The sequence below is a fragment of the Gluconacetobacter tumulicola genome (genome assembly GCF_014174215.1).
In the GTDB taxonomy this organism is placed as follows: domain Bacteria; phylum Pseudomonadota; class Alphaproteobacteria; order Acetobacterales; family Acetobacteraceae; genus Gluconacetobacter; species Gluconacetobacter tumulicola.
In genome coordinates this window covers 38355-61672 of sequence record NZ_JABEQL010000023.1, presented here as the reverse complement: position 1 = coordinate 61672, position 23318 = coordinate 38355, and the positions used below count along the sequence as shown (strand labels likewise).

Here is a 23318-nt window from a genome sequence, read left to right as displayed (position 1 = left end):
TCCATGGCAAAGGCCCAGTTCGCCATTCTCTTCGGTGAACGCTTCGCACGCGCCACCGTCTGATCAACAACGTGAACAACGCCTCGCACACGAAATTCCTGACAGTCCCCCTGCCACTATGGCTACCTGGCCGTCTCCTGTAGCCAATCTGTGCCTTGATACCCGCCAGTTGTGTCAGCCGTGCCACGCGGTTCGGACAGCAGGTCTCGCCCTGATCGAGCAGATCATCGTGCAGCTTACGGTAGCCATAAACCCTGCCGCTGTCGTGCCAGGCCTGACGGATCAACGTGGTCTGTCGGGCGTCCTCGCAAGCCCGTCGGCTCAGCGGCTCCTTCCGCCAGGCATAATACCCACTGGGCTGCACGGCCAGACAGCGGCACATTGCCCGAATTCCAAAATGATCGCGATCCTCGGCAATGAAGGCCTATCTCACTTTGCATCCCTGGCGAAATACGCGGTGACTTTTTTAGGATGTCGCGCTCCTCGGTCACCCGGGCCAGTTCGCGCTTCAGTTGCCGGATCTCGGCATCCTTGCCGGTATCGCCTGATGCTATCTTCGCGAATTGTCGCTTCCACGCATACAGCGAATGTGTGCTGACCCCAAGCCGCTGCGAAACTTCCGCTACCGGATATCCCCGCTCGGTAATCTGCGCCACCGCATCACGCTTGAACTCATCACTGAAATTGGGCTTCCCCATCAACGCTTCCTGTCCTCATTTTTAGGAGCTCGGGCGTCCAGAAATCTAGGGGCTATTCAAATTGTCCATCCATGACCATTCTCAAACGGACTCTCAGGAGTATCCTGAGAGTTCCGATTGGCGAACACTTCCCTACCAACTGCTACTTAATTGAATATAAAGAAGAGACGTTTTGCAGAAAAGATTCGATATGAGCTTTAAAGGAACCATCGTCATTTTGTATGGCACATGAGAAATTTTCTTTGCATGATGCATGCTCAAACAAGGAAATTCCTTTCCCGATACTAGTTACAATATTATCGAATCTCAAAAACCTATCGTGAGAAATTTTTGAAAATTCTCTATCTTGCGCAATATATAAACGAACTGATGCGATATTCTTTTTATTCACTTTTAACTGCTTTTCCAAAGATGCCTGAATATCTGAAATATCTACGTCCTTGTCAGATGTATAAATAGAAATGCTTTTATTTTTAATATCTCCAGGAATCTGACTCAAAAGTTTTAAAAAAAATGTTGTTCCTGACAACCTTCCTTCTGTATAACATTGAGATATCGACTTTCCGCAGTAACGATCTATTATAGCTATCCGTTTTGCAAAAAAAGTTAAGCCATAGAATCGATCTTTCCAAATATTATCGCGGCTGGTCCCGGATGGAATAATTTGATCCCATAGATTTCTAAATTTTATAACTTGATTTGAACTGTCTACACAATCAAAACGGCATATCTCGGGTTTTTTGTTCTCGAAAAATCCGCAATACTCATCTTTCGGAAGATATTTACTAGCTGTATCAGCCTCTACGCATGCGATATCTACATCATGAAAATTATTTAGAAGTATTTCTGGAGTATTGAAAAAATCTTCGTTATTTTCGTTATAATAATCAACTTTCCTAAAGCCTTCGCTAAGCAATGCAGCTTGCCATAGCTTACGGATTGGCTGAGGCATCACCTCTAGCGCATCATTGATTGGTTGAGTATTAGAGTTCATAAAAAAAACTCCATATCGTCGCCAAAAATCCAAAAATCGAATATTGTTAGCTTTTTCTGTCGCTTGGCCAGTGCTAGGACTGGGCCAAAGTGCCGCTGATTCTAGTGCAAATTTAATAGTCATTTTATTGCCTATTGACAAATATCTCTTGAAAACTTTCCTCAAAAAATCCATTTGGCCATTCGTCTAAAAACTCACCGTTTATATCAAGTCTGAGATGCAATACCTGAGATCCGTATTTCGTTGGCTGTACGTACAAAACAGTTACAAACTCGGGCGGAATAGATTTTTTCTTGATGAGAGTTTGTAATCTAAGAATGAGTGCTTCGCTATGGCTTTCTACGATCCACTGGTTTCCTCCAAATCCTTCGGATTTGCTGGTTCGATTTGGTTCAGCTTGAGATTTTGATGTATTGATAAAGAAATCTGCTAGATGCCCTTGTAGACGCGGATGGAGATGGATTTCGGGTTGCTCCACGCAGATTGTTTTACCTGTTGAAACGGTGCCCTCAACGAGGATTGGCATTAGTTGGCCAATTCCAAAACCGACATCAGAAGGACTTAAGATCACGCCATCAGCATCGGTGAGAGATATTGCTATAATATCTCCAGTAAGACTATTCCCAGCATTTGCGACATTTATTGTGTATGGAATCTTGAATTGTGCAAGTTTTTCATTGATACGAGGAATTATCTTGCTTTTCCTTCGGTAGAGGAGTTGAGGCATTCGTTCCCCGCGTTGTCCCACCGAGCCTCTATCACCACCTGAAACGATATAATGCCGAGCAGGAGGGCTTCTCAGAGGACCCAGATATGAGAGGTTTGCAAATTCTGCCAATAGATCTTTCCTAATGGTATCAAAAGGAAGCGATTCAAACAAAATTCTATGGAAAAAATCAGAATGAAAGCGAGTGCGATTTTTTTCAAAAAAATCTTTATTAAAGTAAGTTTGGCTTGGTAAGGAGGATATAGGAAAAAAAGACCAGTCTTTCCATATGGTTTTAATATTTTTATTTATATCATATGAGTTGGATTCTTTTTCTCGGTTAAAATTATTGCTTCGACGATCTATATTGTGAATCATCTCACTTAGACCTTCGGCCGATTTTAAATCTTTTATCCTATACAATGAAGGCATATCCTCATCCATTTCTTGATGGGACTTTTCTCCTTGAGCGACTCTTACAAGCGATGTGGTATAATCGAGAACTCCAAATTTTACCTCATTAATCCAAGCATCTCCATTTTCTCCTCCTTCTGACGTTGGAATGGTATCGATATTGACATCAATGCTTCGCAATGTAGATCTCGGGAAATGTCCGCCTGGAGAAGTGCCGCGAGTAGAATATCCGTCAAATGAAAAACCAATTTGCATTCTGTTATCTGTGTCGTGTTTATAAAGGGCTGATTTAAAATTACCTAAATCAACATCTTCCCCTCGAAATACGACTTTACTTTCGTTCGCTGATGCTGCGGTCGGGATCACGGACTGTCGCATTAATAGTATAGATTGTATAATTGAACTCTTTCCAGCAGAGTTTGGTCCATATATTAGAGTGACGCGGCCTAAAGGTATTTTTTGTGTTTTTCCAAATGCTTTAAAATTACTCAATCTTATCTCTTTTAACATTTTTATGCCTAAATCTAAAAAAACGTTGATTGCATGATGTAGCAATATATGTCTTTGAACAAGAGAATGGTGTGCAGTTTTATCGGATGAGCTGCGCAAATCAGACATTCAGTCCCATTGCTATAGAACTCCGTCACAATAAGAATTCCGTCGCTGTCGTAGAGGGACGAAATTGCCCTCATTGATTCCGGCACTCTCCAGACCGCCGATCCTCCGCCACGGTTCGCCATGGCCCGCTGTCGTGACCGACAGCCGCCGAACCCAACCGGAGGCCCCATCATGCTCGATCTCAAGACGGGGTTGCCGCCCCGTTTCCTGCGCACGCCCGATGCAGCGCGCTTCCTCGGCATTTCCATCCGTACGCTGGAAAAGCACCGCACCTACGGCACCGGTCCGACTTACCGGAAGATCGGCGGCCGTATCGTTTATGCCCTCGACGATCTTCAGGGATGGGCCGCGAACGGCGTCCGTCGATCCACGACGGACGAGACACCGTGCCGAGTGTTTCCCGCCCGCCCGCTGACCCCGGCCGAAAAGGCGACCCTTTGAATGGCCGGCGTCATGCCGCAGCGCGGCCAGCAGGGGCGGGAGAGTGAGCGGCTGCGCCTCGACCCCTTCGTCATCGCGGGTGGCGATGCTAGCCCCCGCGACCAGCGTGACCTGATGGAGCGGCCGTTCTTCTCGCTTTCCAAGGCAAAGCGCGTTGCTCCGATCCTCTATGAGGCCGGCGGTCAGCGTGTCGAGATTCACGGCCTGGCCGAGCACGGCATGGCGACGATCTGGGATGCGGACGTGCTGATCTGGGCCGCCTCGCAGATCGTCGAGGCCGAGAATGCTGGCCTCAGGACATCACGCAGGACATCACGCTTCCTGCGCTTCACCCCGTACCAGCTTCTGACGGCCGTGGGCCGTGCCACAGGTGCGCGGGATTATCGCCTGCTCAAGGCCGCGTTCGCTCGGCTGCAATCGACCGTGATCCGCACCACTATCCGCAATGGCGAACATTGGCGTCGCCACCAGTTCTCCTGGATCAACGAATGGGAGGAACGGACCACCCGCGACGGCCGTGTCGAGGGCATGGAGTGCGTTCTGCCTGACTGGTTCTATCGCGGAGTCATCGACCGGTCACTGGTCCTGACCATCGACCCGGCCTATTTCCGTCTGACCGGTGGTATCGAACGCTGGCTCTACCGCGTCGCCCGCAAACATGCAGGACACCAGCCGCAGGGCTGGCTGTTCGAGATCGCCCATCTCCACGAAAAATCCGGCAGCCTGGCGCGTGTCTCCGATTTTGCGCTCGACCTGCGCCGCATCGCCGCCCGCCAGTCGCTTCCCGGTTATCGCCTCACGATCCGGCGCGAAGGGCGGCGGAACCTGCTGCATATTCGCCCTCTCAACTTATCCACAGTGCCTGTGGATGACGCTGTGGACGGACACGGGATTTCGGGCGCAGGGACTATCGGGACTTCGGGCGCATCACTATCGGGATTTCAGGCGCACGAACCCCAGTTAAGTCTTTGGCCTGAAACGTGGAATCGCGCTCCTAACTTAGAGTCTAACTTAGAATCTAACTTTTTGATGTTGGGGCGACCGGATGCCGACCGTGGTGCCGGTGCCGCCGACAGGCCGTGCAATGCGAATAGGCGCGGTCCGACTCCCATAGCGGGAGACGGGCCATGACCAACTCCACAACCTCCCGTGCGCGGGGCCACGCCCTGCCATTCGCACACGACGCATTGACCCATGTCGAGCTGACCCACATCGAAAAGCGCGTCGAGAACTGGATCAGGTTCGGCCATGAGGCTCAGGAGCAGATCCTCGACCGTCGGCGTCGCATCTTCTCCTTCCATCCCGGCAGCGTCTTTGCTTTCGTCCGCTGGGCGGCCAACGATTTCGGCACGATCGCGTCACGCATCGACATCCTGCGCGCCGTGGCATCGGGAGAACCCTGCCAGACAGTGCCCTTCGTCCGGCCGGGCGGTGAAATCCTGCTGCGGGTCGCGGGCTGGCCGAAGGTCGAACAGGTTCTCCGTCATATCGATGCGGTGGAAAAGGCCGGCATCGACGCCTGCGCGGTTTCGCCCGATCACTGGCGGCATGTCGGCAACCGGCTGAACGCGGGTGAGCCGCCGCGCGTCTACACGATGGTACGTCATCGGGCCTGGCTCAGACGGCGGGAGATCGTGCCATGACCCGCTTCGGTTATGTCATGGCGACGTATTTCGCCGCGATGGGTGTGGCCGTTGCTGCCATCGTCCCCGTGCCGGTGAAGCTGCTCTGGAATGCCTCCGCCAGCACGCCGCTCGGTCTCTACGACCTTGTCGCACCGAATGGGCTGAAGGTCGGTGATCTGGTCGCCGTCAGGCCACCGAAACCACTAGCCGACTTCATGGTCGGACGCGGCTATATCGGGTGGGGTGTGCCGTTGCTCAAGTCTGTGGCGGCATTGCCGGGACAACAGGTGTGCCGTGTCGGGCGCACCGTCACCGTGGATGGTGTGTGGCTCGGCGAGGCGCAGGAGCGTGACCGGCGCGGGCGTATGTTGCTGGTCTGGCAGGGCTGCCGCCGCATCGCACCAGATCAGATTTTTCTCATGAACCCAGCCGTTCGCGACAGCCTGGACGGCCGCTATTTCGGCCCGCTCCCGCGCGCCACCCTGATCGGCCGGGCGACGCCGCTCTACACCGACGTGCGCGGCGATGGCCATTTCGTCTGGCATGACCTGTTCGCTGATAGGCCCATGCAGTTCCTTCCCAACATCGCTACGGAGACTTCCCATGCCGCAGATCGGTAGCTTCACGCGCGACAAGACCGGTTTTGCCGGACGCATCCAGACCTTCCTTGGTTCTCATGAGATCGTCATCGTGTCGGCCGAGAAATCGGAATCCGACAACGCACCGGATTATCGCATCCATCGCGATGACGAGGACGGTCCCGAGATCGGTGCCGGCTGGAAACGCACGGGCGAGCGTGCCGGCGATTACGTTGCCCTGCTGATCGACGATCCGATCCTGCCGCAGCCGGTGCGCGCCAATCTGTTCCGTGATGGCAGTGATGGCGGCATCTGGTCGTTGCACTGGAGCCGCCCCCACAAGCGCGATGGACGGGACTGATACCATGCGCAATCAGACCCGGATTGCGTGTCTGCTGGCAGCGGGATGTCTCGTGTCCATGCTGCCAGTCGCTGTGTCGGCGCAGACATTCGACGTCCCGTATGCTGCCGAGATCGCTGATGCTGCACGGCGTTTCGACATTCCGGCGACATGGATCAGGGCCGTGATGGGCGCTGAGAGTGCTGGTGATCCGGGTGCCATTTCGTCGGCGGGGGCGATGGGGCTGATGCAAATCATGCCCGGCACATGGGCGGAACTGCGTGTCCGTCATCATCTCGGCCGTGATCCTAATGATCCGCGCGACAACATTCTGGCGGGCGCGGCGTATCTCCGTGAACTGCATGACCGCTACGGTTCGCCGGGTTTTCTCGCTGCTTATAATGCCGGTCCCGATCGCTACGAGGCGTCTCTGGCAGGGCGTCCGCTGCCATCGGAAACACGCGCTTATGTCGCTGCCGTTGCGCCGCTCATCGGAGGTGGCGGCGATGCTCCCGTCATGCTCGCGGCGGCCGATCGGTTTGCCTGGACCCGTGCGCCGCTCTTTATCGTGCAGCCGGATCGCAGCGCGGTGGCGTCATTGTCGCGAGATATGTCGGGGATCATGCCGCGATCGGAGGGCCTGTTCATGGTGCGTGGCGGCATGGGATCGCGGCCATGATGACAATGTGCAGGGCAGGGGGCGGAGGGACGAAAAGAGGGCAGAAGAGGGAGCGCAAGATTAAAGCGGACGGCACCCCATGGGTCCGATCCGCAGGGCAAGCCCTTGTCTGCACATTGTTTTGGGTGGCACCCCCTTTGAGGGGGTATGGTGCCGCGACAGGCGGCGAAGTCAGTTTCCGCCCCGTTTTTCGCGGCACTCCTGTCTGTTTGTGGCAGTTTCGGGCGGATCGGCGGCCATGAACGCGGGCGACGACAACCTCTTCCGCCCGAGGCCGGGCCGTATCCGCGCCGACACGCCGAAGGTCGGTCGTGCCAGGAGTTTCCTGACCAGGGTGCGGACGGTTACGCGCCAGCAGCAGGCGGCGAGCGGTGGGAGCGGACGTCTCCGAGGAGGCGGTCCCGGACGTTCCCCGAAGGGGGAGGGAAGCATCGCGTCCGGGCGTGGCGTGCGACGTGGAAGGGGGGCGACGTTCGTGCGCGCCCGGAACCTCTCGAATGGCTGGAGCCATCGTCGGCCGGGGAGCCGTCGTGTCATCGTAAAATCCCGTTCCGTCCGTGGAGCAGGCCGAAACGGCAAGGCCGCTGCCCATCTCCGCTACATCCAGCGCGACGGCACCGCCCGCGATGGCGAGCGGGGACGGCTCTATTCGGGGACGGAAGACCGTGCCGATGGCGAAGCCTTTCTCGATCGTGGGCGTGACGACCGCCATCAGTTCCGGTTCATCGTCTCACCGGAGGATGCCGGGGATCTTGCCGACCTGACGGACTATACCCGCGACCTGATGGCGCAGGTTGAAGCCGATCTCGGCACGAAGCTCGATTGGGTGGCCGTCAACCACCATAATACCGGCCATCCGCATGTGCATGTCGTCGTCAACGGCCGTGACGAGCTGGGCGAGGATCTGGTCATCAACGGCGACTATCTCGCCAACGGCATCCGCGAACGGGCGAGCGAACTGGTGACGCTGGAACTCGGCCCCGTCACGGAGATCGAGCAGCGCCGCAAGCTGGTTGCCGAAATCGGCCAGGATCGTTTTACCCGCATCGACCGGGCGATGCTCGGGGAAGCCAATGACCGGTTTCTCGACTTGCGCCACGAGCCTGATGATCCGCGCGTCCAGGCGGACCGGACGCTCCGCCTGCGTCGTCTTGGCAAGCTGGGCGATATGGGTCTCGCCACGGAACATGCGCCCGGCGTGTGGGAACTGAGCGAGCGGCTGGAGCCGACGCTGCGCGAGATGGGCGAGCGCGGCGACATCATCCGCACGATGCAGAAGGCACTCCGAGCGGAGGGCGCCGAGCGCGACCCGATGAGCTTCGCGATCCATGATGCAGCACCGGCGACGCAGATCGTCGGTCGCGTCATCGACAAGCATCTGTCGGACGAACTGGGCGAAGAACTGACGCTGGTGGTCGATGGGATCGATGGCCGCACGCACCACGTTTCCGGCATGGATGCGGTCCGCGTCGCGGAGGCGCGGATTGGCAGCATCGTCGAGATTGGCCCGCCTGATAGCGCCGGGCGTCCCTCCGATCGCGCGATTGCCAGCATGGCCGAGGGAGGGGTTTATCGGCCGAGCCGTCATCTGGAACAGGCCCGGTTTGAGGGGCGCGTGCCGGGCGGCGACTATGACGGTTTCGTCGCCTCCCATGTCCGGCGGCTGGAGGCCCTGCGCCGGGCCGGGATCGTCGAGAGGATCGACGCCGACCAGTGGCGTATTCCCGAGGATTTCGCCACCCGTGCTGCTGCCCACGATGCGGGGAGGGGCGGCAGGGCCAATATTCGTGTCCTGTCGTCGTTCGACCTCGACAGGCAGATCGGCGCGGATGGCGCGACCTGGCTCGACCGGCGGCTGGTCGGAGGTGCGGTGTCCGATCTGGTGCCTGCCGGCTTCGGGGAACAGGTGCGCGAAGCGATGGAACAGCGGCGGGAGCGGTTGATCGAGCAGGGTGATGCTGTCCGCCGACCGGATGGGCGTGTCAGCTATCGGCGTAACCTGATCGCCACGCTTCAGGAGCGGGAGGTTGCTCGTGTTGGGGCAGAGCTGGCGGCAACGAAATCCGTGCCGTTTCGGGTGGTTGCTGATGGTGAGACGGTCAGTGGCACGTTCACCGGCACCGCCCAGCTATCCAGCGGGAAATTCGCCATTGTCGAGAAATCCCATGAGTTCACGCTGGTCCCGTGGCGGCCTGTGATCGAGCGCCACCTCGGTCAGGAGGTGACAGGCGTTGTGCAGGGAGGATCGGTGTCGTGGAACGTGGGACGGCAGAGAGGGATAGAGATTTAATGAAGGCCCGACGAGTTTTACTAGATGCTTCGCATGACTGTGGGAACGATGGCCAGCAATCGCTCTTTCGGCACGCCGTCACGTGCTTGAACAGAAAGGCCGTGGAGAACCGTCGCAAAATAATCTCCAAGAGCCTGCGGATCAGCATCAGGAGGAAGCTCGCCGTCAATAGCGGCTTTCTCCAACCGCTCGACGAGCGAAGCTGTGCGACGGCAGCGAAACGCCGCAAGCCATTCCCGTAATCTGTCATTCTCGCTTGAGCAGTTGGTAGCGGCGGAAACGACCATGCATCCGCGCGGATGATTCGGCTTCGTGTAGGTTTCGATTGCTTCAATCAGGATACGTCGGAATGCGGCCTTTGCCGTAGGCTCTTCAGCAAGCGCTCTTGTGGCGAAACCACCTTCATCTGCGTCATAGAGTGCTATCGCCTGACGGAATAGCGATTCCTTCGATCCGAAGGCGGCATAGATACGTGCCGAAGCCAATCCTAACAGGTTGACTAGATCGGCCATCGAGACACCTTCATAACCGCGCGACCAAAAAGCGTCGCGTGCCTTCCTTAATGCGGCGTCCCGGTCGAACTCTCTCGGCCGTCCGGCCATGTTGGATCTCCATTGTTGGTCGAACGACAAATAATTTGCTTGACATCGAAAGGCAAGCCTCCATTCTTTGTTGGTCACTAAGGAATGGAGAAAGACATGCGTGCCGCCGTTGTCGAGGAACTGCAAAAACCTCTCGTTGTTCGTTCGATTCCCGACCCTGAATGTCCGCCGGATGGCGCGATTGTCAGGATCGGAGCGAATGGCATCTGCCGTACCGATTGGCATTTATGGACTGACGATTGGGCTTGGCGTGGCCTCTCGATTAAACCGCCTTTTGTCCTCGGGCATGAGTTCGCCGGCATCATTGAGGAGGTTGGTGCTGACGTGCGCCAATGGAAACCTGGAGATCGCGTCGTTTATCCGATGAATCCCGGGTGCGGCACCTGCCTGCAATGCCGAGATGGACAGCAGCATATCTGCGACGAAGGCCATCTTCTTGTTCCTGGCGTGTCTTTCTGGGGAGCGTTCGGAGAGTATTCAATGGTCCGCCACGCAGACGTAAACTTTGTGCGCGTTCCTGAAAGTATGACATTGCTTGCCGCTGCTAGCCTTGGCTGCCGCTATATCGCAGCCTTTCATGCTGTTGTTGATCAGGCGGACGCAAGAGGCGGCGAGTGGGTGGCGATCTATGGATGTGGCGGCATGGGTCTATCGGCCGTGCAGATCGCAGCTGCGGTTGGAACTAAGGTCATTGCCGTCGATCCTTCGCCACATGCACGCGATGCCGCCAGAAAGCTTGGCGCGGCCATCGTGGTAGATCCTCGTGAAGCGAATCCCGTCGAGGCCATTCGTGAATTGACCGGTGGCGGCGTTCACGTTTCGATTGATGCACTGGGCATTGAGGAAACCTGCCTCAATTCAGTTCTGTCGCTGCGCAAGCGTGGTCGTCATGTGCAGATTGGTCATACGACCCGTGTCGAAGCTGGCTACGTGAGACTTCCGATCGACATCATCCTTCTCAATGAGCTTCGACTTTTTGGTGCTTTCGGGCTTCAGGCACATCGCTATGACACGATGCTCGCCATGTGTGAGGCTGGCGTTCTCGACCCTGGTAAGGTGGTGAGCCAAACCGTGGAGCTTGACCGAATAACCCCGGTCTTGGAGGCAATGGGACGCTACGACACGGTCGGCATCGTCGCTATCGACTTCGCGATCGAGAAATGAGGCATGAATCTATTTCATCGTTTCAATGAAATAGAGGATTCCATCAGTCAATATTTCTCAAGATATTTTCTTTACCAAGGTATCGCGTGCGTCCAGCACTCGGCCGGACGAAGAACGGACACGCAACGGCGCCAGGGATTTTCCAGTTTTGCGTTCTATGAGGATCGAATGAGCCTCTCCCTTCTCATAGCAGAACACCTCGCCCCATTGGCGAAGGGCTACGATCATCGGGAACAGCCCTTCGCCTTTTGGCGTGAGCACGTAATTCTGCCACGCGCTTCCGTCGGAAGCCGGCTCGACGGCGAGAACACCAAATTCCACAAGAGCAAGGAGTCGGCTGGTCAGGATTCCCTTCGAGATGCCGAGACTCTTCTGAAATTCGCCGAAACGGCGCACGCCATCGAACGCATCGCGAACGATCAGCAAGGACCACCAATCGCCGATCACATCAAGAGACCGGGCGACTGGGCAGTCGGCCGCCTTCATGCTGACCCGTTTGACCATGCGGTGCTCCTTTCCGAACTTGGTCCTAAAATAAGACTGGACAGGATTCCATTCAATAGGTTCTATTATAGAACCATTAATGGAGTCCGATTGATGCTCCTGCCCCCTTCAGAACAACCTTTATGCGTCTCCTCTCAGCCTCCTTTGAGCGGGGTGATCGTGCTGTTGCTGGCAGCAGCGTGCGGCCTGAGCGTGGCGAATGTCTATTATTCGGCGCCGCTCCTGGATCAGATTGCTCGGGATTTTCACGTCGCCCCCAGCATGATCGGCAGCGCGATCACGGCGACGCAGATCGGCTATGGATTTGGGTTGCTCGCTGTCGTCCCGCTCGGTGACCTGTTGCCATCTCGTCGTCTCATCCTCTGGCAAGGAGTGGCAGCTTCTATCTCGGTGGCAGGCGTCGCGCTGGCACCATCCTTTGTCTTCCTGCTCATCAGCCTCTTCGCGGTCGGACTGCTCTCCGTTCTCGTGCAGACCTTGGTGGCTTATGCCGCAAACCGGGCGGCTCCCACCGAACGTGGCCGGGTGGTTGGGCAGGTGACGAGCGGCGTCGTGATCGGAATCTTGTGCGCGCGCATCATCGCCGGTGCTCTGACCGATCTCATCGACTGGCGGGCGGTCTATGCGGTTTCTTCCGTGCTGACGGTCGTGATGGCAGTTACACTCACTGCAGTTCTGCCGAAACAGGAGGCTCCAGAGGCACAACTGTCCTACCTCGCGCTGATCCGCTCGACTCTCTCGCTCTACCGCGACATGCCGATCCTGCGAGGGCGCGGAGTCATGGCATTTCTGATCTTCGCGATGTTCAACGCGCTATGGGCGCCGCTCGTCCTGCCGTTGAGCGCGCCGCCGTTCTCCCTTCCCCACACAGAAATCGGGCTGTTCGGCTTTGCCGGGCTGACGGGCGCGCTCGGCGCAGGAAGGGCTGGCGCCTGGGCCGATCATGGATACGCACGGCGCACGACGATCCTATGCTTCCTCCTGGCAGTCGTCTCATGGGTTTTTATCGCGGGACTGCCCTTTTCGATCTGGTCCCTAATCATCGGTGTTCTGCTTTTGGATTTTGCCATTCAGGCGATTCACGTCACCAGCCAGAGTCTCATCCTAGCAAACGCGCGCGGGGTGGGGAGCCGCATCGTCGGCGCATATATGGCTTTCTATTCGCTAGGCAGTGCCATAGGGGCCGTTTTGTCCACAATGATCTATGCTTATGCAGGTTGGATCGGAGTGAGCCTGTTCGGTGGACTTTTGGGCCTAGTCGGCTTCTTCATTGCGGCTTCAAGAAAGTCTGAAAACCGGCAGCAGGGAGAAGGGTAATGACAAAATCTCCTCCTCATTATGGCAATTCAGGTGCTTTAATTCATTTGGTCTTGAGAAAATAGAATGAGGCGCTGCGAGAGAGCTGAAGCCCGATATACGTCTTTGGGGGCACAGTTTCCTTTGCGTTCTCTTGTTCAGGCTTTGGTCGTCGCGGAGCATCTGAATTTCCGACATGCGGCTAACGCGCTCGGTGTTGCCCAATCGAGCGTAAGCACCCGGATCAAGGCCCTGGAAGAGACATTGGGCATCGTCCTGTTCGAGCGGCGTCATCGCGGTGTCCGGCTGACCGAGGCCGGACACCGTTTCGTCGCAGAGGTTTCCGCAGGGATAGAGCAGATCGATCATGCCGTTAGGACGGCAGGCGCAATTTCTGATGGTACAGTGGGGCGGCTCACGATCGGGCTACACGGTTCGATTGCAACCGGTTTCCTCGCTGATCTGCGCCAGCGCTATCGCGCAGCCCATCCGGCAATTGAACAGAGCATCGTCGAAGGATCGTCTTCACATACTCTTGCCATGATCCGCGAGGGCAAACTCGACGTGGCCTTCATCGTCAATGTTGCCAATGTGCCGGATTGCCATTGCCGACATCTCTGGAACGAGGCGCTGGTGATCGCTCTTCCTGCTGCACATCCGCTTGTGAGGCTAGAATCCCTTGCGTGGGCAGATCTTGCGGCAGAGAACTTCCTTGTGCGGCAGGGCGGCGCAGGGCCGCAGGTTCTCGAACATATCGTCCGGCGTGTGGCTGAACATGGACGATCGCTGCGCCTCCATCGGCGCAATGTAGGGCGGGATACGTTGATGCACATGGTTGCCGCAGGAGAGGGGATCACGCTGACCCACGAGGCGGGGAGCTATGTGCCATTTCCCGGTGTCGTCTTCCGTCCGATCGATGACGAAAACGAACAGGCCCGGTTCAGCGCCGTCTGGTCGCCTCAGAACCGCAGCCCTGCGCTGCGTAAGCTTCTGGACCTTGCCACGCATATGAGTCGCATGGATGGTTGGACCATGCAGGCTCAAACCATGCCATCCTCGTTTCCAGTCAAGACACCGGGACATCACGAAACAGGCGGCGCACCCTGATGAAGCGCCGGCTGTCAAAATAGCCTATTATCAGGAGGAAAATCCCCATGACCCTTGAAACCTTCCGCCAGATCTACGGTCTCGACGACAGCCCGTCGCCGCTTGGCCGGTCGGTGCTGGTCCTGATTGACATCCAGCGCGAATATCGCGACGGACGGGTGCCACTTGCCAATGTCGATGCGGCGGCGGATGAGGCCGGGCGGCTTCTTGCCCTTGCGCGTCGCAATGGCGTGCCGGTCATCCATATCGCCCATGACGCAGGACCAGGTGCTCCCGCCTTCGCCAGCGATAGTCCGTATCGCGATTTCCTGCCCCAGGTGACGCCCCGCGAAGGGGAGACGGTTCTGTTCAAGACCCATGCGAATGCGTTTATCGGCACCGGGCTCGCGGACCGGATCAAGGAGACAGGTCGGAATGAGGTCGTCATTGCCGGGGATACGGTGGGTGTCTGCGTGTCCACCACGGCCCGCGCGGCGGCGGAGGAATACGGTCTGCGCGTGACCCTTGTGGCGGACGCCATTGCCGCACGTGATGTCGTTGATCCGCTGGGCGGAACGATCGCGGCCGAAACCGTGCGCCGCGTTGCGCTGGCCGAACTGGCGGATATGTTCGCCGTCGTCGTGAAGGACAGCACCGCGTGGAAGGACTGAGGGCGTTTTTTCCCCTCAGCCGGTCAGCGCGGGCTGGCCAGGACAGCTTTCAATAGCGCCCCCGGTTCCACGTCCAGTGCCTCCGCAATCTTTCCCAAGATCGTAACGCTTGCCGAAACATCCGCGCGTTCGATCGCTCCGATATAGCGGGTGCTCAGGCCGGCGCGATCGGCCAGCTCTTCTTGCGTCATGTCCCTGTCATGACGCATCCGACGCAGGTTGACCGCCATGACCTCCTTGAGGTCCATGCCATCATCGAGACCTGCGTCGGAACGATCATTCCAGGAATGATCGTTCCTATTCGTCCTGGACCGTGGTATCCTCGCCCCCTGGCGGGGGCTTTTCTGCGCCAGGTGCGAGACGAACGAGAAGATCGGCGCCGGAAACGCCAAGGGCGGCTGTTATGTCAGCGAACTCAATGACATCGATTCGTCGCTCGCCATTCTCGTATTTGGCGACGAAGGATTGCGGTTTGCCAAGTGCGGCGGCCAGTTCCGCCTGCGTCATACCCCCGGTCTTGCGCGCTTCTGTAAGAAGCGATTGCAGCAAAAGCTGCCGGGGTGTGCGCAGGGATTTCTTCATGCGGAACGGCTCTCTGGCGGGGAGGGGAGCTGTTCCGATAATCCCGATTTAGGATTATCCCATTTTAGGATATAGTTGACTGCAATCCTGCTGGAGGGCTGTCGGATGACAGCAAAACCCGAACTGGACCCCGATGTCGATGACCTGGCGCCGACCGTGCCGGAGATCACGAGCTATGACGAAGTGCATTTCATCACCTATCTCCGCCTGCTCGACGCCGAGGCGGATCGGGCCGACTGGACGGAGGTGGCGCGGATCGTGCTGCACCGCGACCCGGCTGATGGAGAGCGCACGCGCATCTGTTGGGAAAGCCATCTTGCCCGTGCACAGTGGATGACGAAAATCGGTTACCGGAAGATTCTCGAGCAGGCCGTGATCGACGCCCGCGCAACCCGGCACTGACCGTCCTTTTTCTTCGCCATGGTATCCGGCGGTACGATCGCGACTCATTATATATTGCCTGCCGCTGGGTCGCCCCTTCTCTGATCGGTTTCATTCCCCAAGCCGATTGGAGCCCCGATGTCCGGAAGCCGTGTCCTGTGGGGGCAGGTCGCCCTCGTTCTGTTGATCGTCTTCGTCGCCATCTGGAGTGCCACGGAATGGACGGCCTGGCGCCTGGGCTTTCAGCCCCAGCTTGGCGCTCCCTGGTTTATGGTGGCGGGCTGGCCGTTCTACTATCCGCCGGCCTTCTTCTGGTGGTGGTATTTCTACGACGCCTACGCCCCGTCGATTTTCGTGACGGGCGGATACATCGCCTCGTCCGGTGGAATTATCGGCAGCGTCGTCGCCATCGGCCTGTCCATCCTCCGGGCGCGGGAAGCCCGGAATGTCGCCACGTATGGTTCGGCCCGCTGGGCGGATGCTGCCGAGATGAAGCAGGCAGGACTGCTCGACCCCGACGGCGTGGTTCTGGGCCGGTGGGATCGGGACTATCTCCGGCATAACGGCCCCGAGCATGTCCTATGCTTTGCGCCGACCCGTTCGGGCAAAGGCGTCGGCTTGGTCGTGCCGACGCTGCTGACCTGGCCGGGTTCGGCCATCGTGCATGACATCAAAGGCGAGAACTGGGGGCTCACTGCCGGATTTCGTGCCCGGCACGGGCGCGTGCTGCTGTTCGACCCGACCGATCCGGCATCCTCGTCCTACAACCCGCTGCTTGAGGTCCGGCGTGGCGACAAGGAGGTGCGCGACGTCCAGAACATCGCCGATATTCTCGTCGATCCCGAAGGTGCTTTGGACCGGCGCAACCATTGGGAGAAGACCTCGCATTCCCTGCTGGTCGGCGCGATCCTGCATGTCCTCTATGCGGAACCGGACAAGACGCTGGCCGGTGTCGCCAATTTCCTCTCCGATCCGAAGCGGCCGGTGGAGGCGACTCTGCGCGCCATGATGTCCACGCCGCACCTCGGCAAGGCGGGCGTACATCCCGTCATCGCCTCATCGGCGCGCGAACTGCTGAACAAGAGCGACAACGAGCGGTCAGGTGTATTGTCCACCGCCATGTCGTTCCTGGGCCTTTATCGCGACCCCGTGGTGGCGAAGGTGACGGCACAGTGTGACTGGCGCATGGCGGATCTGGTGTCCGGCCGCCAAGCTGCCAGTCTCTACCTTGTCGTGCCGCCATCCGACATCGCCCGCACCAAGCCGCTGATCCGCCTGATCCTGAACCAGATTGGCAGGCGGCTGACGGAGGATCTGCATGTCTCGGCCCATCGGCATCGGTTGCTGCTGATGCTTGATGAGTTCCCCGCCCTCGGTCGGCTGGATTTCTTCGAGAGTGCGCTGGCCTTCATGGCGGGGTATGGGATCAAATCCTTCCTGATCGCGCAAAGCCTGAACCAGATCGAAAAAGCTTACGGTGCGAACAACAGCATTCTCGACAACTGTCATGTCCGCGTCGCGTTTGCCACCAACGACGAGCGCACCGCCCGGCGGGTGTCGGACGCGCTCGGCACCGCGACCGAGATGCGTGATTCCACCAATTATGCCGGGCACCGGCTATCGCCCTGGCTCGGGCATCTCATGGTGTCGCGGCAGGAAACGGCACGACCGCTGCTCACGCCCGGTGAGGTGATGCAGCTTCCGCCGACCGATGAACTGTTGCTGGTCGCGGGTGTGGCACCCGTTCGCGCGAAGAAAGCGCGCTATTATGAGGACGCGCGGTTCATGGAGCGTGTCCTGCCGCCACCCGCGACAGGAACGAAACGCCCGTCCACGTTCCCGCCCGATGACTGGTCGGCGCAGGAGGTGGAGGTTCCATCCGGAGGGCCGGCACCGGATGGCGGCACGAGCGCTGATGGCGATTCAGCCAATGCCGGCATCCGCCGCGAACCGGAATTGCCGGAGCATGAGGACGTCGTGCCGCCCGAGCCTCCGGGCATGCAGGAGTTCGATGTGCTCGACGACGAGCCGGATGTCGATGCTGCCAAGGCACGCACCATACGCCAGCAGGCCCGCTCGGTCGTCCGTCAGGCGACAATGGACCCGGCCGATGGCCTTGATCTGTGAGGATGCCCATGTCGAGCAAGACCCGCATGAATGTGTATTTCGAGCCGGAGCTTCTGAAGCAGGTCGAAGCGCTGGCCCTGCGGCGCAATGTCTCGAAATCGGCGGTGATTGAGGCCGCTGTTGCGTCCTTTCTCTCGGCCGACGCATCGGAGCGGCTGGAAGCGGTGTTCGCCCGTCGTATGGACAGGATCGACCGCCAGGTCGCCGGAATGGATGAAGACCTCGCCATTATGGGCGAGACGCTGGCACTCTTCATCCGCTTCTGGCTGACCGTCACTCCACCCCTGCCTGACAGTGCCCAGGCGTCAGCCAGGGCAAAAGGTGTCGAGCGGTTCGAGGGTTTCCTGCAATCGCTCGGGCGGAAGCTGGCGACGGGAGATCGGTTTCTCAGAGAACTGTCGCGGGACATCGACATGCGGCGCAATGGTGGTGAAGACCCCCAGTAATCGTCAGATTGCGTGGGGTTGCCGCAAGGATTCGTCAATCCCGCCGATCGCCGCCGTTTCCACGCGATGACCGCATGGTATGCGATAGTTGTTGAATCGAGCCGAAATGGGCCTCTTTTAATCATCCCCGTGTGGGGACCATCTGTTCTGGTCCCGTTCGTGCGGGGACCAGATGGCAATTTCTCACCATAATTCGGAAAGTCAGACACGCGGCATTTCCATGCTGCGCACGGCGATGGGACCGGCGATCGCAGGGCACCTTGCCGATCCCGCGATCGTCGAAGTGATGCTCAATCCCGATGGGCGACTCTGGATCGATCGGCTGTCAGAGGGCATGGCCAACACGGGCGAAACCATCACGCCAGCGGATGCCGAGCGGATCGTGCGTCTGGTCGCCCACCATGTCGGGGCGGAGGTGCATGAAGCGGCACCCCGTGTGTCGGCCGAACTACCAACCGGTGAGCGGTTCGAAGGATTGCTGCCCCCCGTTGTAACTGCCCCAAGTTTCGCCATCCGCAAACCGGCCGTCGCCGTGTTCACCCTCGATGACTATGTTGAAGCCGGGATCATGACCGATGCACAGGCAGATTTCCTGCGTCATGCGGTCTCGGACAGGAAGAATATCCTGGTCGTAGGCGGGACCAGCACCGGCAAGACGACGCTGGTCAACGCCCTGCTGGCCGAGGTCGCGAAAACCGGTGATCGCGTCGTGCTGATCGAGGATACGCGCGAACTGCAATGCATGGCGCCCAACCTCATTGCCCTGCGGACCCGCGAAGGCATCATCACGCTGTCGGACCTCGTCCGCTCTGGTCTCCGCCTGCGTCCCGACCGTATCCCGATTGGCGAGGTGCGTGGGGCTGAAGCCCTTGATCTGGTCAAGGCGTGGGGCACCGGCCATCCGGGTGGCATCGGCACGCTGCACGCCGGATCGGTGCTGGCGGCCCTGTATCGGCTGGAACAGCTGATCCAGGAGGCGGTGGTGACGGTGCCACGCGCCATGATCGCCGAAACTATCGACGTCATCGCGGTCCTGTCCGGGCGCGGCACGGCACGCCGTCTGTCTGAGATGGCGGAAATCGATGGCCTTGATCCCGTGACGGGCGCCTATCGCATCCGTCCGGTCAGCCACTCTTCTCCCGAAACATCCCGCTCTGCCAATGGAGAATCATCATGATGCCGCCTTCACGTCTGCGCGCCATTGTGGGCGCTGTCGCACGTTCTGACCGGCATGTGCCGGATCTGCGTGTGTTCGGAACCTCCATGCTGCTGTCGCTTGCTTTCGCGTCATCGGCCTGGGCCTCAGGATCCAGCATGCCGTGGGAAACGCCCCTGAACGAGATTCTGGAATCCGTGCAGGGGCCGGTCGCCAAGATCATCTCGGTCATCATCATTACCGTGACCGGTCTGACGCTGGCCTTCGGGGAAACATCCGGCGGGTTCCGCCGTCTGATCCAGATTGTCTTTGGACTCAGCATCGCTTTTGCAGCGTCCAGCTTCTTCCTCTCGTTCTTCAGCTTCTCGGGCGGAGCACTGATCTGATGGCGGGATATGACGATGACGCGGTGTCGGGCTTTCATGTCCCGGTGCATCGCTCGCTGACCGACCCGATCCTGCTGGGTGGGGCACCCCGTGCCGTCGCCATCGCCAACGGCACGCTGGCGGCAGCGATCGCGCTCGGCCTGCGGCTGTGGCTGATCGGGGCTGCCTTCTGGATCGTCGGCCATGGGCTCGCGGTCTGGGGGGCGAAGCGCGATCCTTTCTTCATTGAGGTGGGGCGGCGGCATCTCCGCTATCCCGCCTGGCTCCGGGCATAGGGAGGGCAGGGCGATGATGTCCCTTGGCGAATATCGCAACCGTGCCGCCCTCCTGTCGGATTTTCTCCCATGGGCCGCGCTGGTCGGAAAAGGCGTTGTCCTGAACAAGGACGGTTCCTTCCAGCGGACGGCCCGTATCCGTGGTCCCGATCTGGACAGTGCCACGCCAGCGGAACTGGTTGGGGTCACCGGCCGACTGAACAATGCCTTGCGCCGTCTGGGCTCGGGCTGGGCCGTGTTCGTGGAAGCACAGCGGATGCCGGCGACGCTCTATCCCGAGAGCGATTTCCCCGACGCGGCCAGCCAGATGGTCGATCTCGAACGCCGGGAGCAGTTCGAGGATGAAGGGGCGCATTTCGAGAGCCGGTATTTCCTGAGCCTGGTCTGGCTACCACCGGCGGAATCGTCAGGCCGTGCCGAGCGTTTTCTTTATGAGGGCCGGGAGCGTGACGGGCCGGACCCGCATGGCGTGCTCCATGCATTCGTGGACCGCACTGATCGGATGCTGGCCCTGCTGGACGGGTTCATGCCTGAGGCGGCATGGCTCGATGACGGCGAAACCCTGACTTATCTGCACAGCACGATCTCGGCCCGGAACCAGCGGGTCAGGGTGCCAGAAATTCCCATGCATCTGGACGCCTTGCTGGTGGACCAGCCGCTCTCTGGCGGTCTGGAACCGAAGCTCGGCGATGCGTATCTGAAAACCCTGACCATAACGGGTTTCCCCAGCCGCACCTTTCCCGGAATCCTCGACGAACTGAATCGACTGGCCATGCCCTATCGCTGGTCCACCCGTGCGATCCTGCTGGACAAGACGGACGCCACGAAGGTGCTGACGAAAATCCGTCGGCAGTGGTTCGCAAAGCGCAAGAGTATTGCAGCCATTGTCCGGGAGGTCATGACCAACGAGGCGTCGGTGCTGGTGGACAACGACGCCGCCAACAAGGCGGCCGACGCCGATCTGGCCCTACAGTCCCTCGGCGCTGACGATGTGGGCCAAGCCTATATCACGGCCACCGTCACGGTCTGGGACGGTTCCGCCTCCATCGCGGCCGAGAAGCTGCGCCTCGTGGAAAAGATCATTCAGGGGCGCGATTTCACCTGCATGACGGAAAGCCTCAACGCCGTGGAAGCGTGGCTTGGCTCCTTGCCCGGTCATGTCTATGCCAATGTGCGTCAGCCCCCGGTCTCGACACTAAATCTGGCACATATGATTCCGCTCTCTGCTGTCTGGGCGGGGCCTGAACGGGACGGTCATTTCAAGGCTCCGCCGCTGTTCTACGGTAGGACGGCGGGTGCCACGCCATTCCGGTTCAGCCTCCACATTGGCGATGTAGGTCATACGCTGATCGCGGGACCGACAGGGGCGGGGAAGTCGGTGCTGCTGGCGCTGATGGCGCTCCAGTTCCGCCGCTATGCGGGATCGCAGATTTTTACCTTTGATTTCGGCGGCTCGATGCGGGCGGCGACGCTAGCGATGGGCGGAGACTGGCACGATCTCGGCGGTGGGCTGACAGACGAGGGCGATGGGCATTCCACCGTCTCCCTTCAGCCGGTGGCGCGGATTGATGACCCCGACGAACGGAAATGGGCCGGTGAATGGCTGGGGCAGATCCTTGTCGGTGAAGGGGTAACGCTCACCCCGGAGGTGAAGTCTCACCTTTGGTCGGCCCTGAACTCCCTGGCGTCATCGCCCAGCCATGAACGCACGATCTCAGGTCTGGTCGCACTCCTCCAGTCCAATGCCCTGAAGCAGGCGCTGGCCCCATACTGCCTCGGTGGTCCTTATGGCCGGGTGCTCGACGCGGATGCCGAGCGGCTGGGCGATGCCGATGTCGTGGTGTTCGAGACCGAGGGCCTGATCGGCTCTGGCGCGGCGTCTTCTGTGCTGTCCTATCTGTTCCACCGCATCGAAGGCCGTCTGGATGGCCGTCCGACCCTGCTGGTGATCGACGAGGGCTGGCTGGTGCTGGACGACGGGGATTTCGCGGGGCAACTCCGGGAGTGGCTGAAAACCCTGCGCAAGAAGAACGCCAGCGTCATCTTCGCCACGCAGTCCCTGTCGGATATTGCCAATTCCCGCATCGCGCCAGCGGTGGTGGAAAGCTGCCCCACGCGGATTTTCCTGCCCAATGAACGGGCGATCGAACCACAGATAGCCACGATTTATCGGGATTTCGGGCTGAATGACCGGCAGATCGCCATCATTGCCCGTGCGGCCTCGAAGCGGGAATATTATTGCCAGACTCAGCGCGGCAACCGGCTGTTCGAGCTTGGGCTGGGACCGGTGGCGCTCGCCCTGTGCGCAGCGTCCGGGAAGGATGACCACCGCCTGATCGATGCAGTGCTGGCGGAGCACGGGCGTGCAGGATATTTACCAGTGTGGTTCGAGGCGCGTGGTGTGCCGTGGGCAGCCGATCTTCTGCGTGACGATCGTCAATCGGAGGGCATGCCATGACGGAAAAATCTTTCCCGCTTTGGACTGAATTTTTCGGTCGTAAGAGCGAAAAACATTTCCGCCTAGGTGTCCTTCTCACTTCTGCAATGCTGGCTGTCGGCGGGGCGTTTTCTTCCTTGCGTCCGGCTCACGCCCAGTGGGCGGTTTATGACGGGGCAAACCATGTCCAGAATGTTCTCATTGCGGCCCGGACCCTCCAGCAGATCGACAATCAGATCACCTCGCTGGCCAATCAGGCGCAGATGCTGGTTAACCAGGCAAAGAACCTCGCCACACTGCCACTGTCGACACTCTCAACGTTGCAATCGACGATTTCCCAGACGACTGCACTTCTCGCGCAGGCGCAGAATATCGCCTACAGCGTCCAGTCCGTCGAGCAGCAATACCAGCAGTCCTATACGTCGGTCTCCTCGGGCATGTCCGACAGCGCCCTGTTCTCCCAGGCGCAGACGCGGTGGCAGAATTCCGTCGGCGGGTTTGAGGATGCCTTGAAACTTCAGGCGCGGGTGGTGGGAAACATCCCCTCCGACAGTTCCGCCATGACCCAGCTTGTCTCTGCCAGCCAGACGTCAACCGGGGCGTTGCAGGCCGCGCAGGCCGGAAACCAGCTTCTGGCCCTGCAATCCCGCCAGCTTTCCGACATCCAGGCCGAACTCGCCGCCAACGGGCGGGCCTCGGCGCTGGAGCGGGCGCGAAATGCTGCCACCGAAGCCGAGAGCGAAGCTCAGTATCAGCATTTTTCCCAATATAACGCCTATAGCCCGACTTCGGTGTCCATGTTCGGCAGTAGCGGGAACTGAC

25 protein-coding genes and 1 pseudogene are annotated in these 23318 nt (G+C 59.0%); 19 read left to right on the top strand and 7 right to left on the bottom strand.

Annotated elements, in window-relative coordinates; all coding sequences use genetic code 11:
* Positions 1 to 100: 100 nt before the first annotated feature.
* The 3 genes and pseudogenes from HLH29_RS14905 to HLH29_RS14895 all read right to left on the bottom strand — a co-directional run.
* Positions 101 to 698: pseudogene (locus tag HLH29_RS14905) on the bottom strand (transposase); the annotation flags it as partial.
* Positions 699 to 840: 142 nt separating this feature from the next.
* Positions 841 to 1815: a hypothetical protein gene (locus HLH29_RS14900; protein WP_182968166.1), complete on the bottom strand. Its 975-nt coding sequence runs from the start codon at positions 1813 to 1815 to the stop codon at positions 841 to 843.
* 1 nt (position 1816) lies between these two features.
* Positions 1817 to 3430: an AAA family ATPase gene (locus HLH29_RS14895; protein WP_182968165.1), complete on the bottom strand. Its 1614-nt coding sequence runs from the start codon at positions 3428 to 3430 to the stop codon at positions 1817 to 1819.
* Positions 3431 to 3601: 171 nt separating this feature from the next.
* Between HLH29_RS14895 and HLH29_RS14890 the strand changes: the two genes are divergently transcribed.
* From HLH29_RS14890 to HLH29_RS14860, 7 genes are all read left to right on the top strand, one after another.
* Positions 3602 to 3871 (top strand): helix-turn-helix transcriptional regulator, encoded by a 270-nt coding sequence (locus tag HLH29_RS14890; RefSeq protein ID WP_182968164.1) that lies wholly within the window; start codon positions 3602 to 3604, stop codon positions 3869 to 3871.
* Positions 3872 to 5002, top strand: a complete 1131-nt coding sequence (locus tag HLH29_RS14885; protein ID WP_182968163.1) for a replication initiator protein A — start codon at positions 3872 to 3874, stop codon at positions 5000 to 5002.
* Positions 4999 to 5514: a DUF2840 domain-containing protein gene (locus HLH29_RS14880; RefSeq protein WP_182968162.1), complete on the top strand. Its 516-nt coding sequence runs from the start codon at positions 4999 to 5001 to the stop codon at positions 5512 to 5514. The genes HLH29_RS14885 and HLH29_RS14880 overlap by 4 nt, the downstream gene beginning before the upstream one ends.
* The gene (locus HLH29_RS14875; RefSeq protein WP_182968161.1) at positions 5511 to 6116 is read left to right on the top strand and encodes a S26 family signal peptidase; all 606 of its coding nucleotides are present in this window, start codon (positions 5511 to 5513) and stop codon (positions 6114 to 6116) included. Before HLH29_RS14880 ends, HLH29_RS14875 begins: the two co-directional genes overlap by 4 nt.
* On the top strand, positions 6100 to 6435 hold the full coding sequence (locus tag HLH29_RS14870) for a DUF736 domain-containing protein (protein ID WP_182968160.1): 336 nt from the start codon (positions 6100 to 6102) through the stop codon (positions 6433 to 6435). The genes HLH29_RS14875 and HLH29_RS14870 overlap by 17 nt, the downstream gene beginning before the upstream one ends.
* 4 nt (positions 6436 to 6439) lie before the next feature.
* A complete protein-coding gene (locus tag HLH29_RS14865) occupies positions 6440 to 7093 on the top strand; it encodes a lytic transglycosylase domain-containing protein (RefSeq protein ID WP_182968159.1) in 654 nt (217 codons plus the stop codon).
* Positions 7094 to 7172: 79 nt separating this feature from the next.
* Positions 7173 to 9383 (top strand): relaxase/mobilization nuclease domain-containing protein, encoded by a 2211-nt coding sequence (locus HLH29_RS14860; protein WP_408871981.1) that lies wholly within the window; start codon positions 7173 to 7175, stop codon positions 9381 to 9383.
* Positions 9384 to 9403: 20 nt separating this feature from the next.
* On the opposite strand, the gene HLH29_RS14855 is transcribed toward HLH29_RS14860, so the two are convergent.
* Positions 9404 to 10111 (bottom strand): TetR/AcrR family transcriptional regulator, encoded by a 708-nt coding sequence (locus tag HLH29_RS14855; protein ID WP_246374280.1) that lies wholly within the window; start codon positions 10109 to 10111, stop codon positions 9404 to 9406.
* Between HLH29_RS14855 and HLH29_RS14850 the strand changes: the two genes are divergently transcribed.
* Complete coding sequence (locus tag HLH29_RS14850) at positions 10082 to 11149, top strand: zinc-binding dehydrogenase (protein ID WP_182968157.1); 1068 nt, start codon at positions 10082 to 10084, stop codon at positions 11147 to 11149. The genes HLH29_RS14855 and HLH29_RS14850 overlap by 30 nt on opposite strands.
* Positions 11150 to 11206: 57 nt before the next feature.
* Here the strand turns inward: HLH29_RS14850 and HLH29_RS14845 are convergent, their stop codons facing one another.
* Positions 11207 to 11653, bottom strand: a complete 447-nt coding sequence (locus HLH29_RS14845; RefSeq protein WP_182968156.1) for a winged helix-turn-helix transcriptional regulator — start codon at positions 11651 to 11653, stop codon at positions 11207 to 11209.
* A gap of 93 nt (positions 11654 to 11746) precedes the next feature.
* Here HLH29_RS14845 and HLH29_RS14840 point away from each other — a divergent pair, with 93 nt between their 5' ends.
* The 3 genes from HLH29_RS14840 to HLH29_RS14830 all read left to right on the top strand — a co-directional run bounded on the left by HLH29_RS14840 (position 11747) and on the right by HLH29_RS14830 (position 14706).
* Positions 11747 to 12970 carry an MFS transporter gene (locus HLH29_RS14840; RefSeq protein WP_061471206.1) on the top strand — a complete coding sequence of 408 codons (1224 nt, stop codon included), beginning with the start codon at positions 11747 to 11749 and terminating at the stop codon, positions 12968 to 12970.
* A 66-nt stretch (positions 12971 to 13036) separates the two neighbouring features.
* Positions 13037 to 14056 carry a LysR family transcriptional regulator gene (locus HLH29_RS14835; RefSeq protein ID WP_182968155.1) on the top strand — a complete coding sequence of 340 codons (1020 nt, stop codon included), beginning with the start codon at positions 13037 to 13039 and terminating at the stop codon, positions 14054 to 14056.
* 47 nt (positions 14057 to 14103) lie between these two features.
* Positions 14104 to 14706, top strand: coding sequence for an isochorismatase family protein (locus HLH29_RS14830; protein ID WP_182968154.1), 603 nt, complete (start codon positions 14104 to 14106; stop codon positions 14704 to 14706).
* A 23-nt stretch (positions 14707 to 14729) separates the two neighbouring features.
* Here the strand turns inward: HLH29_RS14830 and HLH29_RS14825 are convergent, their stop codons facing one another.
* Entirely contained in the window at positions 14730 to 14936 is a 207-nt protein-coding gene (locus HLH29_RS14825) for a helix-turn-helix domain-containing protein (RefSeq protein ID WP_246374279.1), read from the bottom strand.
* A gap of 67 nt (positions 14937 to 15003) precedes the next feature.
* Entirely contained in the window at positions 15004 to 15288 is a 285-nt protein-coding gene (locus tag HLH29_RS14820) for a helix-turn-helix domain-containing protein (protein ID WP_182968153.1), read from the bottom strand.
* Between the two features lie 105 nt (positions 15289 to 15393).
* On the opposite strand from HLH29_RS14820, the gene HLH29_RS14815 reads away from it, so the two are divergent.
* The 8 genes from HLH29_RS14815 to trbJ all read left to right on the top strand — a co-directional run bounded on the left by HLH29_RS14815 (position 15394) and on the right by trbJ (position 23317).
* Positions 15394 to 15690 (top strand): DUF2285 domain-containing protein, encoded by a 297-nt coding sequence (locus tag HLH29_RS14815; protein ID WP_182968152.1) that lies wholly within the window; start codon positions 15394 to 15396, stop codon positions 15688 to 15690.
* A 117-nt stretch (positions 15691 to 15807) separates the two neighbouring features.
* Positions 15808 to 17796 carry a conjugal transfer protein TraG gene (locus tag HLH29_RS14810; RefSeq protein WP_182968151.1) on the top strand — a complete coding sequence of 663 codons (1989 nt, stop codon included), beginning with the start codon at positions 15808 to 15810 and terminating at the stop codon, positions 17794 to 17796.
* Positions 17797 to 17798: 2 nt separating this feature from the next.
* Positions 17799 to 18242 (top strand): ribbon-helix-helix domain-containing protein, encoded by a 444-nt coding sequence (locus HLH29_RS14805; RefSeq protein ID WP_456305430.1) that lies wholly within the window; start codon positions 17799 to 17801, stop codon positions 18240 to 18242.
* 220 nt (positions 18243 to 18462) lie between these two features.
* The gene (gene trbB, locus HLH29_RS14800) at positions 18463 to 19419 is read left to right on the top strand and encodes a P-type conjugative transfer ATPase TrbB (RefSeq protein ID WP_408871982.1); all 957 of its coding nucleotides are present in this window, start codon (positions 18463 to 18465) and stop codon (positions 19417 to 19419) included.
* Complete coding sequence (locus tag HLH29_RS14795) at positions 19416 to 19784, top strand: TrbC/VirB2 family protein (protein WP_182968148.1); 369 nt, start codon at positions 19416 to 19418, stop codon at positions 19782 to 19784. The genes trbB and HLH29_RS14795 overlap by 4 nt, the downstream gene beginning before the upstream one ends.
* Positions 19784 to 20059: a VirB3 family type IV secretion system protein gene (locus tag HLH29_RS14790; RefSeq protein WP_182968147.1), complete on the top strand. Its 276-nt coding sequence runs from the start codon at positions 19784 to 19786 to the stop codon at positions 20057 to 20059. Before HLH29_RS14795 ends, HLH29_RS14790 begins: the two co-directional genes overlap by 1 nt.
* A gap of 13 nt (positions 20060 to 20072) precedes the next feature.
* Complete coding sequence (gene trbE / locus HLH29_RS14785) at positions 20073 to 22517, top strand: conjugal transfer protein TrbE (RefSeq protein ID WP_182968146.1); 2445 nt, start codon at positions 20073 to 20075, stop codon at positions 22515 to 22517.
* Positions 22514 to 23317, top strand: a complete 804-nt coding sequence (trbJ, locus tag HLH29_RS14780) for a P-type conjugative transfer protein TrbJ (protein ID WP_182968145.1) — start codon at positions 22514 to 22516, stop codon at positions 23315 to 23317. The genes trbE and trbJ overlap by 4 nt, the downstream gene beginning before the upstream one ends.
* The last annotated feature ends 1 nt before the right edge of the window (position 23318 follow it).

What these genes read in the sequence shown, in the direction of transcription:
- HLH29_RS14880 (WP_182968162.1), top strand. Translation starts at nt 4,999, where the DNA reads ATGACCAACTCCACAACCTCCCGTGCGCGGGGCCACGCCCTGCCATTC.
- trbB (WP_408871982.1), top strand. Translation starts at nt 18,463, where the DNA reads ATGCTGCGCACGGCGATGGGACCGGCGATCGCAGGGCACCTTGCCGAT.
- HLH29_RS14900 (WP_182968166.1), bottom strand. Translation starts at nt 1,815, where the DNA reads ATGACTATTAAATTTGCACTAGAATCAGCGGCACTTTGGCCCAGTCCT.
- HLH29_RS14840 (WP_061471206.1), top strand. Translation starts at nt 11,747, where the DNA reads ATGCTCCTGCCCCCTTCAGAACAACCTTTATGCGTCTCCTCTCAGCCT.
- HLH29_RS14825 (WP_246374279.1), bottom strand. Translation starts at nt 14,936, where the DNA reads ATGGCGGTCAACCTGCGTCGGATGCGTCATGACAGGGACATGACGCAA.
- HLH29_RS14810 (WP_182968151.1), top strand. Translation starts at nt 15,808, where the DNA reads ATGTCCGGAAGCCGTGTCCTGTGGGGGCAGGTCGCCCTCGTTCTGTTG.
- HLH29_RS14850 (WP_182968157.1), top strand. Translation starts at nt 10,082, where the DNA reads ATGCGTGCCGCCGTTGTCGAGGAACTGCAAAAACCTCTCGTTGTTCGT.
- HLH29_RS14895 (WP_182968165.1), bottom strand. Translation starts at nt 3,430, where the DNA reads ATGTCTGATTTGCGCAGCTCATCCGATAAAACTGCACACCATTCTCTT.
- HLH29_RS14835 (WP_182968155.1), top strand. Translation starts at nt 13,037, where the DNA reads ATGAGGCGCTGCGAGAGAGCTGAAGCCCGATATACGTCTTTGGGGGCA.
- HLH29_RS14805 (WP_456305430.1), top strand. Translation starts at nt 17,799, where the DNA reads ATGCCCATGTCGAGCAAGACCCGCATGAATGTGTATTTCGAGCCGGAG.
- HLH29_RS14845 (WP_182968156.1), bottom strand. Translation starts at nt 11,653, where the DNA reads ATGGTCAAACGGGTCAGCATGAAGGCGGCCGACTGCCCAGTCGCCCGG.
- HLH29_RS14885 (WP_182968163.1), top strand. Translation starts at nt 3,872, where the DNA reads ATGGCCGGCGTCATGCCGCAGCGCGGCCAGCAGGGGCGGGAGAGTGAG.
- HLH29_RS14860 (WP_408871981.1), top strand. Translation starts at nt 7,173, where the DNA reads ATGGGTCCGATCCGCAGGGCAAGCCCTTGTCTGCACATTGTTTTGGGT.
- HLH29_RS14865 (WP_182968159.1), top strand. Translation starts at nt 6,440, where the DNA reads ATGCGCAATCAGACCCGGATTGCGTGTCTGCTGGCAGCGGGATGTCTC.
- HLH29_RS14830 (WP_182968154.1), top strand. Translation starts at nt 14,104, where the DNA reads ATGACCCTTGAAACCTTCCGCCAGATCTACGGTCTCGACGACAGCCCG.
- HLH29_RS14820 (WP_182968153.1), bottom strand. Translation starts at nt 15,288, where the DNA reads ATGAAGAAATCCCTGCGCACACCCCGGCAGCTTTTGCTGCAATCGCTT.
- HLH29_RS14815 (WP_182968152.1), top strand. Translation starts at nt 15,394, where the DNA reads ATGACAGCAAAACCCGAACTGGACCCCGATGTCGATGACCTGGCGCCG.
- HLH29_RS14890 (WP_182968164.1), top strand. Translation starts at nt 3,602, where the DNA reads ATGCTCGATCTCAAGACGGGGTTGCCGCCCCGTTTCCTGCGCACGCCC.
- HLH29_RS14875 (WP_182968161.1), top strand. Translation starts at nt 5,511, where the DNA reads ATGACCCGCTTCGGTTATGTCATGGCGACGTATTTCGCCGCGATGGGT.
- trbE (WP_182968146.1), top strand. Translation starts at nt 20,073, where the DNA reads ATGATGTCCCTTGGCGAATATCGCAACCGTGCCGCCCTCCTGTCGGAT.
- HLH29_RS14795 (WP_182968148.1), top strand. Translation starts at nt 19,416, where the DNA reads ATGATGCCGCCTTCACGTCTGCGCGCCATTGTGGGCGCTGTCGCACGT.
- HLH29_RS14870 (WP_182968160.1), top strand. Translation starts at nt 6,100, where the DNA reads ATGCCGCAGATCGGTAGCTTCACGCGCGACAAGACCGGTTTTGCCGGA.
- trbJ (WP_182968145.1), top strand. Translation starts at nt 22,514, where the DNA reads ATGACGGAAAAATCTTTCCCGCTTTGGACTGAATTTTTCGGTCGTAAG.
- HLH29_RS14790 (WP_182968147.1), top strand. Translation starts at nt 19,784, where the DNA reads ATGGCGGGATATGACGATGACGCGGTGTCGGGCTTTCATGTCCCGGTG.